Source organism: Nocardia abscessus, from assembly GCF_015477775.1.
GTDB lineage: Bacteria > Actinomycetota > Actinomycetes > Mycobacteriales > Mycobacteriaceae > Nocardia > Nocardia abscessus_A.
Genome location: NZ_JADLQO010000012.1, coordinates 183,728 through 200,845, shown reverse-complemented (window position 1 = coordinate 200,845; position 17,118 = coordinate 183,728). Strand labels below are relative to the sequence as shown.

Here is a 17,118-nt window from a genome sequence, read left to right as displayed (position 1 = left end):
GCCCCCGGCGACGGTCAGGCCGAGACCAGCGCGGGAATGTCGAGCGTGGCGGCCCACTGCGCAGCCAGGTCCCTGGCGCGGATCTCCGTCGACGCGTCGTGCCGCGCGTGCTCGCCGACCTGGGTGGCGCCGCACTCGACGAGTTTCTCGGCGATGATCTCGCCGCCGCGATTGAACGTGTCGCCGTAGACGGTGTCGCCGAGCCCGAACACGGCGAACCGCAGGCCGCGCAGATCCGGGCGGTGCCGGTCGAGCGCCTCGTAGAAGGGTTCGGCGCCGGTCGGCAGGTCGCCGTCGCCGTAGGTCGAGCACACGACGACGTGGAAGTGGCGCGGGTCCAGATCCGCGATGTCGAAGTCCGTCATGTCGTGCACCGAGACGTCGTGCGCCCCGTGGAGTTCTCCGGCGATGCTGTCCGCCGCGGACTCCGCGGTGCCCATCTCGGTTCCGAACAGGATGATGACACGCACCGGCACAACCTTTCTCCAGTCAATATGGTGAGCCTACCCTAACTAAGTAGCCTGCGGTGTGCCACGTCGCGCCTGTCCGCACGCGGTCAGCGGCAGCGCACGGGCACGGCCAGTTCAGCAGCGCCGATTGACGGAATCTCCAGCGCGTTGCATCATTCGTAGAGGTGCCCGGTATTTTCTGGGCAGACCACTTTCCGCCGGCCGATGACTGTCCGGCTCCGCGGCTGCCGCCCGTGCCCTTCGAGTCCCCGCACGAGTACAGCGCTTCCATCCACGACGCTTCGCGCGTCCGGCCGTGAGTGAGGTGAAAACGAAATGGTCCACCAGTCGTCTGCATGCCAGGTGATCAATTCGCACCCCCGCTTCGGCACCCTTCCCCATTTCTGAATGTCACCGCGCCGGGCGCGGTCATCTCTGTCGATGCCTCCGCATCGGCGGAACCACGGCTCGGCGCGGTGCCCCGGATGCAATCGGAAACCGGCGGACAGACGGATGTGGAGACAGTGATGGTGGACAGGGGAGCAGTGAATTCGGGGGCGGTGGAAATGGTGACGCGGCACGTGGCGAGCAATCTCGCCGTGTCCGCGGCGATGATCGAGGATCTCGGGTACCTGCGCGCGGAACTGGCGGCGGCGGAGGTGCCGTTCCTGCTCGTGCGCGACAGCGGCCACCGGCTCGTGCTCGCGGCCGACGCGGCGCATCGCCTGATGGTGCGCCGGGTGACCGCCGCCGCGATGTCGGCGGGATTCTCCTGTGTGGAACTGCAGCACAACGTATTCCGGCTCGGGCGCGACCACGATCCGGCGCATCACGTCGAGCTGGAACTGTGGGAGTACCACGGCGACACCGTGACCTGCCCGCGCCCGAACGCGCTGACCCGCCCGGTCTTCGACCTCGCCGACGTCCAGCGCACCCAGGTGCGGCTGTTCGACCGAACCTGGCCGACCCTGGTGGACATGTTCGCGCCGCAGACCGGCGACGTCGGTTTCGACATCGACCTGGTGTTCTCCTGGGTGGACGGCTCCGACCCCGCGTTCCGCGCCCGCCGCGCCGGCATGCTGGCCCAGGTCGTGGTCGGAGAGGGTGACGACGCGGACGCCAGGATCCGGCAGATCGATGAGCTGAAGTACGCCCTGCGGTCGGTGCACAAGAACGCGCCGTGGATCCGCCGGATCTTCATCGCGACCGACTCCACGCCGCCGGACTGGCTGACCGCGCATCCGAAGGTGACCGTGGTGCGCGCGGTGGACCACTTCCGCGACGTGAGCGGTTTGCCGGTGTTCAATTCGCACGCGGTCGAATGTCAGTTGCAGCACATCGAGGGGCTCAGCGAGCACTTCCTCTACTCCAACGACGACATGTTCTTCGCGCGGCCGGTGCGCCCGTCGATGTTCTTCACCCCGGGCGGGGTGAGCCGGTTCATCGAAGCGGACCTCCGGATCGGCCCGGGAAGCAACCATGAGCGGCGCAGTGGTTTCGAGAACGCCGCGCGGGTGAACCGGGCGCTGCTGGCCGACCGCTTCGGTCACGTCATCACCCGGCATCTCGAGCACACGCCCGCTCCGCTGCGGCGCAGCGTGCTGCTGGAGATGGAGGAGGAATTCGCCGCGGACTTCGCGCGCACGAGCGCGAGCCGGTTCCGGGCGGCCACCGACATCTCGGTCACCAACTCGCTGTATCACTACTACGCCCTGCTGACCGGTCGAGCGGTGCCGCAGGAGACGGCGAGAGTGCGATACGTCGATACGACCAGCGACCACGGCCTTGCCCTGCTGGACGGGCTGGCGCGCCATCGCGACGTCGACTTCTTCTGCCTCAACGACGGCAGTTTCCCCGAGGTCGCCGAGTCCGAGCGGGTGCGGATCGTCTCGGAGTTCCTGGCCGGGTACTACCCGGATCCGGCGCCGTGGGAGCGGCTCAGTAGACCGCCTCGTCGTCCGATTCCGGAGTCGACGCCGGGCGCCGCATGACGTGCGGGATGCGCGCGGCGGGCGGGATCACGATGCCCTCCTCCGCGAGCCGCTGCTGCGCCTCCTCCGGCGTAGCGGGAGCGCCGACCGTGCGGCCGCGCTCGATGGGCACCACGGAGTGCACCACGGTGTCCGGGTAGACGTGCACGTAGTTGAAGGCCTGCGCGCCGTCCTGGCCGCGCAGGCCGCCCTGCGCCACGCCGAGATCCTGGCTGTAGCAGGTGGCCGACGCCACCGAGACCGGGATGCCCGCGAAGGTCGCGCTGGTGGAGAAGTGCAGGTGCCCGGCGAGGATGGCGCGCACGTCGCTGCCGTCCAGCACGTCGGCCAGCCTGCGCTGGTCCCGCAGTTCCACGGTGACGGCGAGGTCTACCACGCAGGGCACCGGCGGATGGTGCATGGCCAGGATGGTGCCGAAGGGCGCGGGCTCGGCCAGTACCGAGCGCAGCCACTCCAGCTGGGCGTCGGAGATCTCCCCGTGGTGGTGTCCGGGAACCGAGGTGTCCAAGGAGATGATGCGCAGCCCGTCGATCAGGTGCACCCGGTCCAGCGGGGAGGTCGTGGGGTACTCGCCGAGCAGGCGGGCGCGGAGGGCGGCGCGGTCGTCGTGGTTGCCGGTGACCCAGACGATGGGTGCCTGCAAACTTCTCGCGAATGGCTCGACGATCGCCTTCAGCTTGGCGTACGCGGCCGGCTCGCCTCGATCGGTGAGGTCGCCGGTGAACACGATCGCGGTCGGGCGGATCCGGCTCGCGGCGGCCTGCTCGAGCAGTTGCCGTAACCGCAGGTCGGCGTCGACGTCGCCGTACAGGGGGTCGTCGCCTGCGATGAGATGTGTGTCGCTGAAGTGGAACAACACGTGATCCGGACGCGGGTACTCCGCGACTCTGGTGATGGACACCGGACCGAATCCCTCCTGGCGGTTTGCCCGCCATTGGCTTGGCTCCGTCGCCACGATAGCGTCGGTTACGGACAGGTTTCCCGACGGTTGATGAAGACACGCTTGCGGGAAGGTGAGTTTTCGGTGTCGAACGCTGGGGAAACGCAGGCCGGAGTGGTATTCGTCACTGTCCGAGGGCGTCAGCGGTGCGCAGGGCGTCCACCACCATCGCGGCGTTCACGGTGAAGGGTTCGTTGTGGATCGTCTCGCCCGGAGCGGTCGCCCGGTGCGCGATGACCGAGAGCGTCTCGTCGTCGGCATCGGGCAGCCCCAGTGCGGCGAGCGTGGTCGGCAGGCCCATCTCGACGCAGAAATCGAGCACCACGTCGATCTCCGACGTGGGCGCGCCTTCCAGGACCAGCTGGGTGACGGTGCCGAAGGCGACCTTCTCGCCGTGCAGGAACGGGCGGGTCTGCGCGGCGGCGGTGAGGCCGTTGTGCACCGCGTGTGCCGCGGCCAGCCCGGACGATTCGAAACCGAGCCCCGACAGCAGCGTGTTGGCCTCGACCACGCGCTCCAGCGCGGGTGTGACGCTGTGGCCGCGAACAGCGGCCAGCGCCTGGGCGCCGTCGGCGAGCAGGGTGCGGTAACACAGTTCGGCCAGCGCGGTGGCGCTGCGCGTGGACGCGCCGCCGCGCATGTTGCGCACCTGCGCGGCGCTGCACGTGCGCGCCTCGAACCAGGTGGCAAGAGCATCGCCCATGCCCGCGGCGAGCAGCCTGTCCGGCGCCTGCGCGACGACCGAGGTATCCACCAGCACCAGCGCCGGATTCCGCCGTACCAGCTGATACGCCTCGAATTCACCCGCCTCGGTGTAGATCACCGACAACGCGCTGCACGGCGCGTCGCTGGAGGCGGTGCTCGGGCAGCTGATCATCGGCAGGTCGAGATCGTCGGCGACCGCGCGCGCCGCGTCGAGCACCTTGCCGCCGCCCGCGCCGAGGACGACCGTGCTGCCGGTCTCTTCGACGGCGTGGGCGATCCGGGCGATCTCCGCCCTGCTGCATTCCCCGCCGGACAGGTGGATCGAATAGGCGATCTTCGCATCCGTGAGCGCGCGCTCCCAGGTGCTGGCGAGCAGCCGGAAAGCGCTGGAGCCGCACACGATGAGCACCGGCCCGCCGATGCCGAGCCGGGTCATCTCGGCGCCGAGCGCCGCGGTGGCGTCCCGGCCCTGCACGTAATGTCCCGGTGAGGAGAACACGCTCAGCACCTGGCACCTCCCGATCCGAGGGCTGCGAATCGCACGCGCCATCTCAGTCCGACGACACTTCAACGCTACGTGACGCGCGGCATCCCTCGGGCATGGTCGACGAACTCGTCACGGCCACGCGCCCGCGCCGCACGGTGGCGTACGACGCGTTCGCGGCCCGGTCAGCTCGGGGTGGTGAGGGTTTCCGGAAGCAGGCGCGGACGGTCCCGCTCCATGCCGTCGAGCAGCGCGAAATAGCGGCGCAGCATGAGGACCGCCGTGGTGGCCAGGCCCGCGGTGAGTCCCCACCAGACGCCTGCGGCGCCGAGGCCGGCCGGGTAGGCCAGCAGCAGTGCGACGGGCAGGCCGACGCCCCAGTAGCCGATCAGCGACAGCCGGAAGCCCGCGTTGGTCGCCTTGAGGCCGCGCAGCAGGCCGGTGCCGATGTTCTGGGCGGCGTCGAAGAACTGCAGCACGATGCCGATCAGCAGCAGAGTGTGCGCCACCCGGATGGTGTCGGTGTCGGAGGACTCCAGGAACGGGCGCAGCACCAGATCCGGCGCGACCACGTACACCGCGCCCGTCACCGCCGCGATCACGGCGGCATGGCGCAGCGCGAGCCAGGCCAGCGCGCGGGCGTGCGCGTGCTCGTCCCGCGCCACCGCGTGGCTGACCAGGATCGATGCTCCGTGCGACAGGCCGATCGCCACCTGGAAGACGATGTAGATGATCTGGTAGACGACGTTGTGCGCGGCCAGCGCCGCCGGTCCGATGCTGCCCATGACGAGGGCGAGCACCGAGAACATGCCCGCCTCGGAGCCGTAGGTCAGCGCGATCGGCGTGCCCAATTTCAGCTCGGCGCGAATCGTCGTCCACCGCACCGGCAGCGGGGTCATCGGCAGGGTGCGGCCGAGTTCCTCGTCGCGCCACACCATCGCCCAGAACACGCCGAAGGTGATCAGGAACACCAGCGAGGTGGCGACGCCGATACCCGTGAGTCCGAGTTCGGGCAGTCCGGCCTTGCCGTGAATGAAGCCGAGGGCCAGCAGCAGGTTCAATACCACCGAACCCAGCGTCACCAGCAGCAGCGCCTGCGGGCGCTGCATGCCCACGGTGTACTGGCGCAGCACCTGGAACCACAGGCAGGGCAGCAGGCCGGGCGCGAGCGCCACCATCAGGGGACGGGCGTCGGCGAGCACTCCCGGGTCCTGCCCGAGCCAGGGCAGCACCCAGCCCAGCCCGATCAGCAGCGCCCCGCCGACGAGCCCGGCGACGGTGGCGATCGCGAAGCTCGACCGCAGCAGGTCGCGGATCTCCGGATCCGGCGATTCACCGCGCTTGCCCGCCGCGCTCACCGCGGTGGCGATCTGGTTGCCGCTGCCGGTGATCAACCCGACGCACATGGTGCGGATCTGGTTGAACAGCACGATCGCCAGCCCGCCCGCGGCCACCTGCCGCACGCCGAGCGTGCCCATCAGCGCGATGTTGGTGGTGGATACCGCGATCTGGGCCAGCTGGGTCAGTGCGATCGGCGTCGCGAGGGCGGTGAGCCGCCCGCCGTCGCCGCGGAAGCTCGTTGCGATCACCGGTCCTCCTTCGCAGATGGCGTGCGGGTCGCCCCGCGCTGGGGCAGCGTCGCGCCGTACGAGCGTCCGGAGCTCACCGCACCTCCACCAATGTGTTCCGGGCGGCGGGCGTGTAGCGCCGCAGCATGTCCGCGACCTCGCGTTCGGCATCGGCGTCGAGCAGGTCGCGTTCGATCATCCACTCGTCGTCGAACACCGTGTCCAAGTACTTCTCTCCGCCGTCGCACACGATGGTGACCACGGTGGAACCCGGCGGGAACTCTTCGAGCCGGGTGAGCGCGGCGTGCACCGACCCGCCCGCCGAGCCGCCGATCATCAGGCCCAGCTCGGCCGCCACGGCGCGCGCGGTCGCGAACGCCGCCACGTCGGTGACCTTGACGCCTTCGTCCAGCAGCGAGTAGTCCACCGCGGTGCCGATGGTGGCGCCCGGCGGGGTGCCGGTGCCGGACTGCCAGTACGGGCCGCCCGGCCCGCCGAAGGCGATCGAGCCGACCGGCTCGACGCCGATCACGTAGGGGACGCAGCCGAGCTGGCGCAACCGGGTGGCGGTGCCGAACAGCGATCCGCCGGTACCCACCGCCGAGAGCAGGATGTCGACCCGCTCGACGTCTTCGAGCAATTCCTCGGCCACCGCGTAGTAGCCCACCGCGTTGGCGTCGTTGTTGTGCTGCTCGGTGAAGAACGCGTCGTCGCGCTCGGCCGCCATCGCCTCGGCCAGGTCCTCCCGTGCCGAGGTGGCGAGGTTGTCGTCGCCTTCGTCGGCGACGTACACCAGTTCCGCACCCATTGCCCGCATCGCGCGCAGTTTGTCCTTACATGCGTGATGGTCGACCACTGCGGTGAAGCGATACCCACGTTCGGCGGCAACTACCGCGAGGCCGAGCCCGGTGTTCCCGGACGTGGACTCGATGATATGTCCGCCACTGCGCAGCAAACCGCGACGCTCGGCGTCGAGCACCATCTCGCGCGCCATCCTGATCTTGGCCGCGCCGGTCGGGTTGAACTGCTCCAACTTCAGCAGTAATCGGGTGCCCGTCGCGGTGGCCGCGAGCTCGAACAGCGGCGTGCGACCGATCAGATCCGTCACGCGCGTGACGAGCGGCATTGCTATCTCCTGGTTCGTTTCGGGGAAGTCGGGCTCAGCTGCCGTCGCGGGTCCAGCGGAAGCGGTCGCCGGTCGCGTCGTACAGCACGACTTTCGGTGGGATGGGCAGGTCGTGAAAGGCGGACTCGTTCGAATCCATCTGATAACCGGCGGTATTCGGGTAGATCAGCAGGTCGCCGACCTCGGCGGGCCGGGGCAACGGCACCCGGCGCCAGCTGAGCATGTCGGAGTCCAGGCAGGTGGCCGCGCCGACGCTGGTCGGTGTGACGGCGCCCGGCCGCGCGGGCCACAGCAGCGGATCGGGCAGGTACTCGCTGTCGAACCACTGCTCCGAGAGGCTGAGGCTGGTGCCGTCGACGGTGAGCAACCGGTAGGGCAGGCCGTGCGCATGCCTGGTCTTGCTGCCCTGGACGCGGAAGACGGTGCACCCCGCGTGCGCGAGCAGCGCGCGTCCCGGTTCGATCGCCAGGCGCACGGCGTTGTCGCGCAGCCGTCCGGCGAGATCGTCGTGGTCGAGGATCTGGGCGAGCATGGCCGCACCGGGCGCCGGAAAGTGATACGGATAGTACGAATCGAAGGACTTCCCGGAGTGGAACCACTGCCTGCGCATTCCCTCGGTGAACTCCATCGCGGCCTCCGCCGCCACGTAGTCGACGCCGAAACCCCCGCCGATCGACACGGTGGTGGCCGGATGCCCGAGCGTGCGCGCGTGCAGACAGCGGGCGATCAGCTCGCCCGCGAGTTCCGCGCGCGCCACCGCGTCATAGCCGGACAGGTGGAAACTGAAGCCCTCCAGCCGGATCGAATCGTGCCCGCCGCACACCGCGAGCGCGTCCTCGATCTCGCCGGAGGTCATGCCGAACCGGCTGGCCGAGGCCGCGGGCAGCACGCGGATCAGCACGCGCGCGGGCGCACCCTGCGACGCCAGCGCGGCGAGCCGGCCCAGCTCGCCGAGGTCGTCCACGGCGATCAGCGCACCGTGCCGGGCGGCCAGCCAGAGCAACTCGTCCGCCTTGGCCGGGCCGGTCACCATGAGCTCGTCACCGCGCACTCCCTGCGCCAGCGCGGCGGTCAGCTCCCCGACGCTGGCGACGTCCACGCCCGCACCGTGTTCCGCGCACGCCCGCGCGACGCACGCCGCCTTGTTCGCCTTCTTGCCGTAGTAGATCGTGCCGTGTACTCCGGCGTGGGTGAAGGCGGCGTGAAAGGCGCGGATGTTGTGCGCCACCCGCTCCGGGTACATCACATGGAATGGGCCGCCCATCGCGAATGCGAGGTCGCCGAGCAGGGACGGATCGGCGAGCAGGCGCCGCTCCCACGGATCGAGATGCGCGGGCATCGGGGACGCGCCGATCGCATCGTGCGCGTCCGCCGCCGGTTCCATGGCGATGCTCGCGTGTTCTAGGTCCACCACGCGCCTCCGTGCGCTAGTCCCACAGCGGCACCTCCGTACCACGGCCTTCCGCGATCGCCCGCTCGGCCAGCGCGTGGGCCACGGCGATATCGGTCAGCACCAGCCCGCTGTTGTAGACGAAGATGCGCTCCTCGTCCGAGCGGCGCGCAACCGCACGGCGATTCAGGATCTGCGGCAGCTCGGCGTCCACCGCACGCAGTGTGCCGTCGGGTCCGACCATGTCGGTGCCGGTCAGCGCCATCTGCTCGGCGCTGGTCGCGATCACCCGGTCGGCGTCGTTCAGCGTCGACGGCGCGAGCCCGTAACCGACCAGCACCGCCACCGAACCCGGTGCCAGATCACCGGATTCGAGCGCGACCTCGGTGCCCGGGCCCGCGGTGGCCAGCACGACATCGGCGGCGGCGGCGGCCTCGCGCGGATCGGTCACGGTCTCGAGCAGCGCGTGCGGATGGTGTACGGCGAGTTCGCGGTGCACGGCTTCCAGCCCCTCGCGGTGCGTGCCGTAGACCATCAGTTTGCGCAGCTGCGGGTTCGCGGCGAGCAGATGCGGAAGCGCGTTGCGGCCCTGGGTTCCGGTGCCGATCAGCAGGACGCTCTCCGCGCCGCGCCGCACGGTCTCCCGCACCAGCAGCGCGGATACCGCCGGGGTGCGCAGCGCGCCGACCCGCGCGCAGTCCATCATCGCGATCGGCGCGCCGGTGGCGTCGTCGTAGAGCGTGATGGTCGTGTAGTACCGCTTCGTGCTGCGGTCGTGTCCCGGGTCGAACTTGTAGGAGGTCTTCATCGCCACTACGCGTCTGCGGCCGTCGCGGCCCAGCATGGCGTAGGCGACCGACCACCCGTCCGGGTTCGCGACGCTGAGCTTGCGCGGGTTGTCCGAATCGCCCGCCGCGAAGGCCAGATACGCCTCTTCCACCGCGCGCACCACCGCCGCCGGTGTGATCGGCACGTCGGCGAGGTCGCTGCGGCTCAACACCCGCAGGGGTGTGCTTCGGTCACGCGTGCTCAAGGGGTCCTCGATCATGTCGTACTGCATCCCGCTCATGAGTGCCGTTCTCGACCGGCAGGGTGTCCGCCGCTCGGAACGGGGCCACGATTTGTTGCCCGTAGCCATTCTCGTCGGCTTCCTCGGTCCGCCGCCGTCGTTCCGGAAGCCGGATGTTCACTCGCTTGAGCCACCGGTCGGTGCCGTCGTACCGCGCGGTGAACGGCACCCGGCCGTGCACCGCGACGTCGTTGTCCACCAGCAACAGCTCGCCGGGGGAGAGCACGGCGGTGACGCAGACGCGTTCGAGTTCCGCGGTGAGTTGTTCGTAGGCGGCGCGGAATTCGGGGCCTGCCTGCGCGAGCGGGGTGTACGCGGGATCGTAGCGCAGGGTCTGCTGGTCCGGCCCCGCGGCGCTCCACAGCGTCGGAATCGGTGCGGCGGAATAGCTTTCGTGGCCGTCGCCGTAGGAGACGTCCGGCAGGATCGGCAGCGCGGGTGTGCTGAGCAATTCACGCTGCCGAGTGGAGAGTTCGATCCGGCGCACCGACGAGACGGTGGTACCTACCGAATCCGGATTGCGCAGGCAGCCGAGCATCAGCAGATTCGCGCGCCGTGGGTGGAAGGCGTCCTCGGTGTGCGGGCTCAGCAGCACTTTGCTACTGGCGCCGGACTGTTCGTGTTCGTGACCGGCCGCGGGAACGATGTTGTTGACCAGCCGTCCCTCCTGCTGGCCCTGCCAGCCGAACGGCTCACCCGCGCTGCGCGCGAGCAGCAGCATGGCCAGGTCGAGTTCGAACGAGTGCGCGCGCAGCGCCGGATCGCCGCTCCAGCGCGCCGCCTCCCGCCAGCTCGGCGGCGTAGGCCCGAATTCGTTGTCCTGCAATGGAAGGCGACCGACGACGGCGGCTCCGGCCGTGGTGGCGGGCGGGCGCATGGTGCGGCGCACCTCGGCGGGCAGTTCCGCGACGCCGGCATCGATCCGTTCGATGAGCGCCGGATCCGTGAGGGTGCGCGCGGCGGCGGCCGGATCGGTGAGGGCGAGGTCGAGTGTGGCGGATATCTCTCTGGCGAGTTCGCGCACCGACCGGCCCGCTTCCGCGGACAATTCGCGTCGTTCGAGGTCTTTGGGGTGAAGCGTCTTACGTTCGGAGAGAACGCTTTTCACCGGGTTTCCCTTCTTCGCATCGGTTCGAAAAGCAGGGGTCGCGATTGGTAATGCGAAGGTAGCCCTTCCGGGCTAGTGAAGCAAGGCTTACCTAAGCGAGTCGGAGAAAAGATAGCCGAATCGTATAGCTTCCGCCCGGTAGTCGGCTGCCGGGCGAGGGAGGACTCCGGGACTCGGTCGGCGGTTTGCGGCCGGTACGCCCTTGCGCTGCCGTTTCGGTGCCGGTATCGGCGAGTCGCGCAATCCATTAGGCTAGCCTGTCCTGATCAATACACTAGTTCGCGGGTACCGCAGTGCGTCGGTTCAGGAAGAAGGCAGTGCAATGGTTTTGAATCGACGGCAACTGCTGCGCTCGAGTCTCGGGGTAGGGGCGGTGCTGCTGGTAGCCGCTTGTTCCGACGAAGCCGACTCGTCCGGACCCGCGCGGCGCGGCGGCACGCTGCGGGTCGGCGCGCTCGGCACCGCGGCTCGCCTCGAACGCGACCCGCACGCCAACCTGAGCAACGACAGTGATTTCCTGATCGCCTCCCTGGTCTACGACGCGCTCACCGTGCCGGGCGGAGACCCGAATGTCGTGCCGCGCCTGGCGACGCGATGGGAACCGGACGCCGATCGGCGGCGCTGGAGCTTCACCCTGGCCGAGAACGCGACCTTCCACGACGGGTCGCCGGTGACGTCCGAGGACGTCGTGTGGTCGCTGCGCAGACTGCGCACCGTCGGCGGAGCGTCGAAGATGCCGGTGGCCGTGGAGGACATCACCGCCGACGGACCGAACCGGGTGATCCTCGCGGTGCCCGAGCCCAATACCCAACTGCCGCTGCTGGTCCGGTTGATGACCTTCACGGTCAAAAAGGACACCACCGACTTCACCAAGGCGATCGGCAGCGGACCGTTCCGGCTGGAGTCCTACCAGGGCGGCAACGCCCGGCTGGTGCGCAACGATCGGTGGCACGGCACCCCGCCGCTGCTGGACGCCATCGAGGTCACCATGTTCGAGAGCGTGACCGCGCTGGGCAACGCGGCCCTCGGCGGGCAGATCGACCTCGCCTCCAACGTCGGCGCCATCGCCGGCCGCACCGCGGAGGGGCGGGGCGATTTGACGGTCGTGCGCCGCCAAAACGACACGATGCTCGGCGTGGCCATGCGGACCTCCGACGGGCCGTTCGCAGACGCGCGGGTACGCACAGCCGTCCGGCTGGGGGTCGACCGCAAAGCCCTGGTCACGCAGGTGCATTCCGGCTACGGAACGGTGGCCAACGACATTCTCGGCACCGGCGACCCGCTCTACGACAGGTCCATCGCGCAGCGCACCCGGGACACCGACCGTGCGAAGGCGCTGCTTCGCGAGGCGAATTTCGACACCGGCCGCAGCTATCCGTTCGTCACCAAGGCCGAGGCGCCCGGCGAGGTCGAATCGGCGAAGGTCATCGCCACCCAGCTCGCCGAGATCGGCGTCCGGCTGGACGTGGTCACCCAGGAGCCGAACGCCTTCTACGACCAGACCTGGCTGAAGGCGCCGCTGTACACCGTCTCCTGGGGAACCAACGATTCCGCCCTCTTCTTCGCCAGCAGACTGCTGGCCGGCGGATCCAACCGGAACGAAACCGATTTCAAGGACGCGGCATTCGACGCGGCCACCGCCAAGGCGCTCGCCGCGCACAGTGACGCGGAGTACGAGCAGGCCGCGCAGGAGTTGCAGCGCATCCAGTACGAGCGCGGCGGCTACCTGGTCTGGGGCATGGCCGACGGCATCGACATCGCGTCCTCCCGAGTGCGCGACCTGCCCACGCTCGGCGGGTTCGCCCGCGTTCAGTTGGAAAGGGCTTGGCTGGCCGGGTGATCTCCTTCGCGCGACTCCTGCTGCGGCGCGTCACCCTCCTGGTGACGTTGCTGGCCTGCGTCTTCGTCGCCGTGGACCTGCTGCCGGGCAACACCGCCCGCGCGGTCCTCGGCCGGGAGGCCACCCCGGAGCAGATCGCGGCCAAGGAACGCGAACTCGGGCTGGACCGTCCGCTGGCGGTGCGGTTCTCGGACTGGATAGCGGGCGTCGTGACCGGCGATTTCGGGCGAACCGCGCGCGGGCGGCCGGTCAACGACCTGCTGGTGGACAAGTTCCCGCCCACGCTGCTGCTCGGCGGGCTCGCTCTCGCGGTGACCGTGCTCGCGTCGCTCGCGCTCGGCGCGTGGTGGGCGAGCCGTCCGGGCGGCGCGGCGGCGCGGGTGTTGCAGCCGACGACGACCGCGGCGGTGGCGATTCCCGAGTTCGTGATCTCCACGGTGCTGATCCTGGTGTTCGCGCTGGCTCTCGGCTGGCTGCCCGCGGTCACCATCACCGGCCGGTCCGGATTCCCGGCGGGCCCCGAGATGCTGGTACTGCCGGTGCTCGCGCTCGCGCTGCCCCAGATCGGCTGGAACACCAGGGTGGTGCGCGCCGCCCTGTCCGACGCGGCGCTGGCGCCGCACGTGGAAAGCGCGGTGCTGGACGGGCTTTCGGGCCGCGTGGTCCTGGCGCGGCACGTGCTGCCGTTCGCGTTGCCGACGATCGTCGCCAGTTTCGCCACCACGGTCGGGATGCTGCTCGGTGGCGCCCTGGTGGTGGAGACCCTCTTCAACTACCCCGGTCTCGGCGCGGTGCTGGCCGGTTCGGTGGCCGACCGCGACACCTCGGTGGTCGCCGCGGTGGTCGCGCTGTCGGGAGTCGTCATCATGGTCATGCTGGCCGTCGCCGACGGCATCCGCAGCTGGTCGTTGCGGGGGCGGCGGTGAACGTGATGAACGTATCGATCGACCTCACGCGTCCGGTCCGGCGAGGGCTCGGCCGGCTGATCGTCGCTCCCGCCCTCTTCGTCACCCTGCTGGCGGCGCTGGGGCCGACGCTGGCGCCGCACCCCGCCGAGGAGGCGATCGGCATCCCGTTCGGCGATCCCGGCGGCGGCGCGCCGCTGGGCACCGACCGGCTCGGCCGCGACGTGCTCAGCCAGCTGCTCTACGGCGGTTGGGGATTGCTGCTGGTGGCGGCAGTCATCGCGGTGCTGGTGACCGGCGCGGCCTGCGTGCTCGGCGCGGTCGCGGCACTGCGCCCGCGGATCGGCGCGTGGATCGAACTCGGCACCGAATTCTTCATCCTCGTCCCCGCGGTACTGGGAATCCTGCTCGTGCTGACCTCGTGGCCGGACGCGGGCGTCCCGGGGCTGATCGTGGTGGCACTGCTGTTCGGAGTTCCCTATTGCGCGCGGATCTTCACGGCCGCCGCGGCGGGGGTCGCGGCATCCGGATACGTCGAGAGCGCGCAAGCCGCCGGTGAATCGCTGACGCATCTGGTCTTCCGGGAAGTGATCCCGAATCTGCGTGCGGTGTGGACGACTCAGCTCGGGTTGCGTTTCGTCGCTGGCGTCTACCTGGTGAGCACCGCGTCCTTCCTGCAACTGCCCACCACGCTCGGTGCGAGCAACTGGGCGGTCATGGTGCGCGAGAACGCCTCCGGCATGCTGCTCAATCCCTGGGCGGTGCTCGCCCCGAGCCTCGCGATCGCGATCGTCGCGGTGAGCGTGAACCTGGCGGTGTCGGCGTTCGGACGAGGGGAACGGGAATGAACGTGAGCGTCACGAAACGGGACCGCCGGACGGCGGGGGCGGACGATGCCGAACCGGTGACCAGCGCCCTCGTCGCGGTCGACGGTCTGACCGTGCTCGGCCCGGACGGGCGGGAATTGGCCGGTCCCGCGACGTTCCGGATACCGGCGGGCACGGTCACGGCGCTCACCGGTCCGTCCGGTTCGGGCAAGACGACGGTGATGCGGGCTTTGGTCGGACAGTTGCCCTCCGCCTCGGCGCGGGCGACCGGGTCGGCATCGGTCGCCGGGCACGAGGTATTCGCGCTGAACCCTGCTGCATTGCAGCGGTTTCGGCGTCGACACATCGCCTACGTCGGACAGGATCCGGGTTCCGCGCTGAACCCGCTGCTGCGGGTGCGCGCCCTGCTGCGCGAGGTGGCGCCGAAGGCGTCCGATTCCACGTTGACCGAGACGCTCGCGCTGGTCGGCCTCTCGTCCGAGTACCTGCGCCGCCGCCCCGGTGAACTCTCCGGCGGCCAGCAGCGCCGCGTCGCTCTCGCCAGGGCGCTGATCCGCCGGACAGGTGTGCTGGTGCTCGACGAGCCGCTGGCCGGACTGCACGGCGCGCTGCGCACCGACATCGCCGGACAACTCGCGGAAATCGCGCGGGAGCGGTCGGCGGCGATCCTGCTGTCCGGTCACGACACCGCCCTCGTGCACTCGATCGCGGACGACGTGGTCGAACTCGGCGCCCTCCGCCCATCCGTGTTCTCGGCTGCGATTCGACGAAAAGCCTCCGGGCCCACACCACGTTTCGACATCGCGGCCGAGTCGGCGAAGCACCCGCATGTCTCGTCCGCGGACCCGGCCGACGGCCCGGCGCTCGGTGGCCGTGCCGAACCCGAACCCGTGCCGGTGCCGATCGGCGGCGAATCCATCGGCGGACGCGAGTCGAAACCCGCTGTGCCCGAAGCCTGCAACGACCGCGACCGCGACCGCGACGGCGACGGCGACGGCGACCTCGCCTCGGCTCGGGCGTGGGACGTAGCGGTCTCGCGCAACGGCCACAGCTCTCCGGCCGTTGTCGCGACGGACAACCGGTCGCCGGACGTCGTGCTGCGCGCTCGGGACATCAGCGCTTCGATCAGCGGACACCAGGTGCTCGCCGACATCGACCTCGCGCTGGAGGCGGGTTCGGCGCTCGCGGTGGTCGGTGCGTCGGGCGCGGGCAAGACCACTTTGGCGCGCGTGATCGCGGGCCTGCACCGTTCGGCGAACGGTTCGCTCGAGCTGCGCGGGCACCGGATCGCCGTGGGCGCGAAGAGGCGAATCCGATATGGCGCGGGCGGCATTCAGTTGGTCACCCAGAACCCCAGGTCCGCGCTCAACCCGCGCCGCACGGTCGCGCAGACGCTCGGCCGCCCGCTGCGGCGGATCGGAGGCGTCGCGCGCCGGGACCTCGCGGGGCGGATCACCGAACTCCTGGCCGCGGTCGAGCTGTCCGCCGACCTGGCCGCCCGCTACCCACACGAGCTGTCCGGCGGACAGCGCCAACGGGTGGCGCTGGCCCGCGCCCTCGCCGCCGAGCCCGCCGTGCTCCTGTGCGACGAGATCACCTCGGCTCTCGATCACACCACCGCGGTGGCGATCATGGGCCTGCTGGACCGGATCCGGGCCGAGCGCGGCACCGCCCTGCTGATCATCACCCACGACATGGCTCTGGTCGCCGAATACTGCCCCGCGCTGCTCGTCCTCGATCACGGGCGCATCGTCGAATCCGGGCACACCGCAACGGTGCTCGCCGCGCCGACGCACAACGCCACCGGCGAGCTGCTCGTCTGAGCAGGCCCGGCCCGAGGTCATGCGCGCATCCGACACGCGGTGGACCGCGTCACCGGATCACCGCGGGCACTCGTCCTCATCTGGATCATGGAAAGGGTGTTGCGAAAGATCGGCGCCTCGGCCGCCGTCATGGTGATTCTCGGGCTCGCCGGTTGCGGAATCGACCGCACCCCGATCCCGGAGGGCATTCCGCCCGGGCCGGGTACGCCGCTGCCCTTGATCGACCTGGACGCGCCCGGCCGCACGGCCGTCCAGTTGCGCGGCTGGGCCGACGATCAGGCCGATCGGCTGGGTATCCCGTCGATCGCGCTGGAGGCGTACGGCTACGCGGCGGCGGTGATGACCAGAGCCCGCCCGGACTGCGGCGTCGCGTGGACGACGCTGGCGGGCATCGCGAGTGTGGAGAGCAAGCACGGCACCCATCGCGGCGCCGAGGTCGGCGCGGACGGCTCGGTCCGGCCGCCGATCATCGGCGTCCCGCTGGACGGTTCACCGGGTGTCGCGCTGATCGAGGACACCGACGGCGGCGCGCTCGACCACGACCCGGTGCACGACCGCGCCGTCGGTCCGCTGCAGTTCATCCCGGAGACCTGGAAGCGCTGGGGCGTCGACGCCAACGGAGACGGCACCGCCGATCCGCAGAGCATCGATGACGCCGCGCTCACCGCGGCCAGGTACCTGTGCGCCAGCGGCGGCGACCTCACCTCCGAGCACGGGTGGCAGCGGGCGCTGCTCACCTACAACCAGTCGCACAGCTACCTGCTGACGGTGCGTGACCGGGCCGCGAGCTACAGCGTCGGCCGCCGGGTGTGATCGGCCGGTCCCCGGAGTGCCGGTTACCCGCCGCGCGGCCGGGACGATAGGCTCGCAGCGCACGGCCCATCCCGTGAGAC

Annotated in this window: 14 protein-coding genes; 6 read left to right on the top strand and 8 right to left on the bottom strand. The window is 70.2% G+C overall.

Annotated features, from left to right (window positions below):
• Positions 1-14: 14 nt before the first annotated feature.
• Complete coding sequence (locus IU450_RS27330; RefSeq protein WP_195152602.1) at positions 15-470, bottom strand: flavodoxin domain-containing protein; 456 nt, start codon at positions 468-470, stop codon at positions 15-17.
• Between the two features lie 506 nt (positions 471-976).
• Between IU450_RS27330 and IU450_RS27325 the strand changes: the two genes are divergently transcribed.
• Positions 977-2,440, top strand: coding sequence for a stealth family protein (locus IU450_RS27325; RefSeq protein WP_195152601.1), 1,464 nt, complete (start codon positions 977-979; stop codon positions 2,438-2,440).
• Here IU450_RS27325 and IU450_RS27320 read toward each other — a convergent pair.
• The 7 genes from IU450_RS27320 to IU450_RS27290 all read right to left on the bottom strand — a co-directional run bounded on the left by IU450_RS27320 (position 2,388) and on the right by IU450_RS27290 (position 10,830).
• A complete protein-coding gene (locus IU450_RS27320; protein ID WP_195152600.1) occupies positions 2,388-3,341 on the bottom strand; it encodes a phosphodiesterase in 954 nt (317 codons plus the stop codon). The two genes, IU450_RS27325 and IU450_RS27320, sit on opposite strands and share 53 nt — an antisense overlap.
• Positions 3,342-3,504: 163 nt before the next feature.
• A complete protein-coding gene (locus IU450_RS27315) occupies positions 3,505-4,584 on the bottom strand; it encodes a glycerol dehydrogenase (RefSeq protein ID WP_324197847.1) in 1,080 nt (359 codons plus the stop codon).
• Positions 4,585-4,754: 170 nt separating this feature from the next.
• On the bottom strand, positions 4,755-6,158 hold the full coding sequence (locus tag IU450_RS27310; protein ID WP_195152598.1) for an MATE family efflux transporter: 1,404 nt from the start codon (positions 6,156-6,158) through the stop codon (positions 4,755-4,757).
• A 73-nt stretch (positions 6,159-6,231) separates the two neighbouring features.
• A complete protein-coding gene (locus IU450_RS27305) occupies positions 6,232-7,263 on the bottom strand; it encodes a PLP-dependent cysteine synthase family protein (protein WP_195152597.1) in 1,032 nt (343 codons plus the stop codon).
• 34 nt (positions 7,264-7,297) lie between these two features.
• On the bottom strand, positions 7,298-8,647 hold the full coding sequence (locus IU450_RS27300) for an alanine racemase (protein ID WP_195152678.1): 1,350 nt from the start codon (positions 8,645-8,647) through the stop codon (positions 7,298-7,300).
• A gap of 43 nt (positions 8,648-8,690) precedes the next feature.
• Complete coding sequence (locus IU450_RS27295; protein WP_195152677.1) at positions 8,691-9,701, bottom strand: ornithine cyclodeaminase family protein; 1,011 nt, start codon at positions 9,699-9,701, stop codon at positions 8,691-8,693.
• Positions 9,673-10,830, bottom strand: coding sequence for a TauD/TfdA family dioxygenase (locus IU450_RS27290; protein ID WP_195152596.1), 1,158 nt, complete (start codon positions 10,828-10,830; stop codon positions 9,673-9,675). Before IU450_RS27290 ends, IU450_RS27295 begins: the two co-directional genes overlap by 29 nt.
• Positions 10,831-11,152: 322 nt before the next feature.
• On the opposite strand from IU450_RS27290, the gene IU450_RS27285 reads away from it, so the two are divergent.
• The 5 genes from IU450_RS27285 to IU450_RS27265 all read left to right on the top strand — a co-directional run bounded on the left by IU450_RS27285 (position 11,153) and on the right by IU450_RS27265 (position 17,038).
• Positions 11,153-12,670 carry an ABC transporter substrate-binding protein gene (locus tag IU450_RS27285; protein WP_195152595.1) on the top strand — a complete coding sequence of 506 codons (1,518 nt, stop codon included), beginning with the start codon at positions 11,153-11,155 and terminating at the stop codon, positions 12,668-12,670.
• Positions 12,655-13,596 (top strand): ABC transporter permease, encoded by a 942-nt coding sequence (locus IU450_RS27280; protein ID WP_228835175.1) that lies wholly within the window; start codon positions 12,655-12,657, stop codon positions 13,594-13,596. The genes IU450_RS27285 and IU450_RS27280 overlap by 16 nt, the downstream gene beginning before the upstream one ends.
• A 5-nt stretch (positions 13,597-13,601) precedes the next feature.
• A complete protein-coding gene (locus IU450_RS27275) occupies positions 13,602-14,423 on the top strand; it encodes an ABC transporter permease (protein WP_195152594.1) in 822 nt (273 codons plus the stop codon).
• A gap of 2 nt (positions 14,424-14,425) precedes the next feature.
• Positions 14,426-16,225: an ABC transporter ATP-binding protein gene (locus tag IU450_RS27270; protein WP_324197846.1), complete on the top strand. Its 1,800-nt coding sequence runs from the start codon at positions 14,426-14,428 to the stop codon at positions 16,223-16,225.
• An 87-nt stretch (positions 16,226-16,312) separates the two neighbouring features.
• Positions 16,313-17,038, top strand: coding sequence for a lytic transglycosylase domain-containing protein (locus IU450_RS27265; protein WP_195152593.1), 726 nt, complete (start codon positions 16,313-16,315; stop codon positions 17,036-17,038).
• Positions 17,039-17,118: the final 80 nt, after the last annotated feature.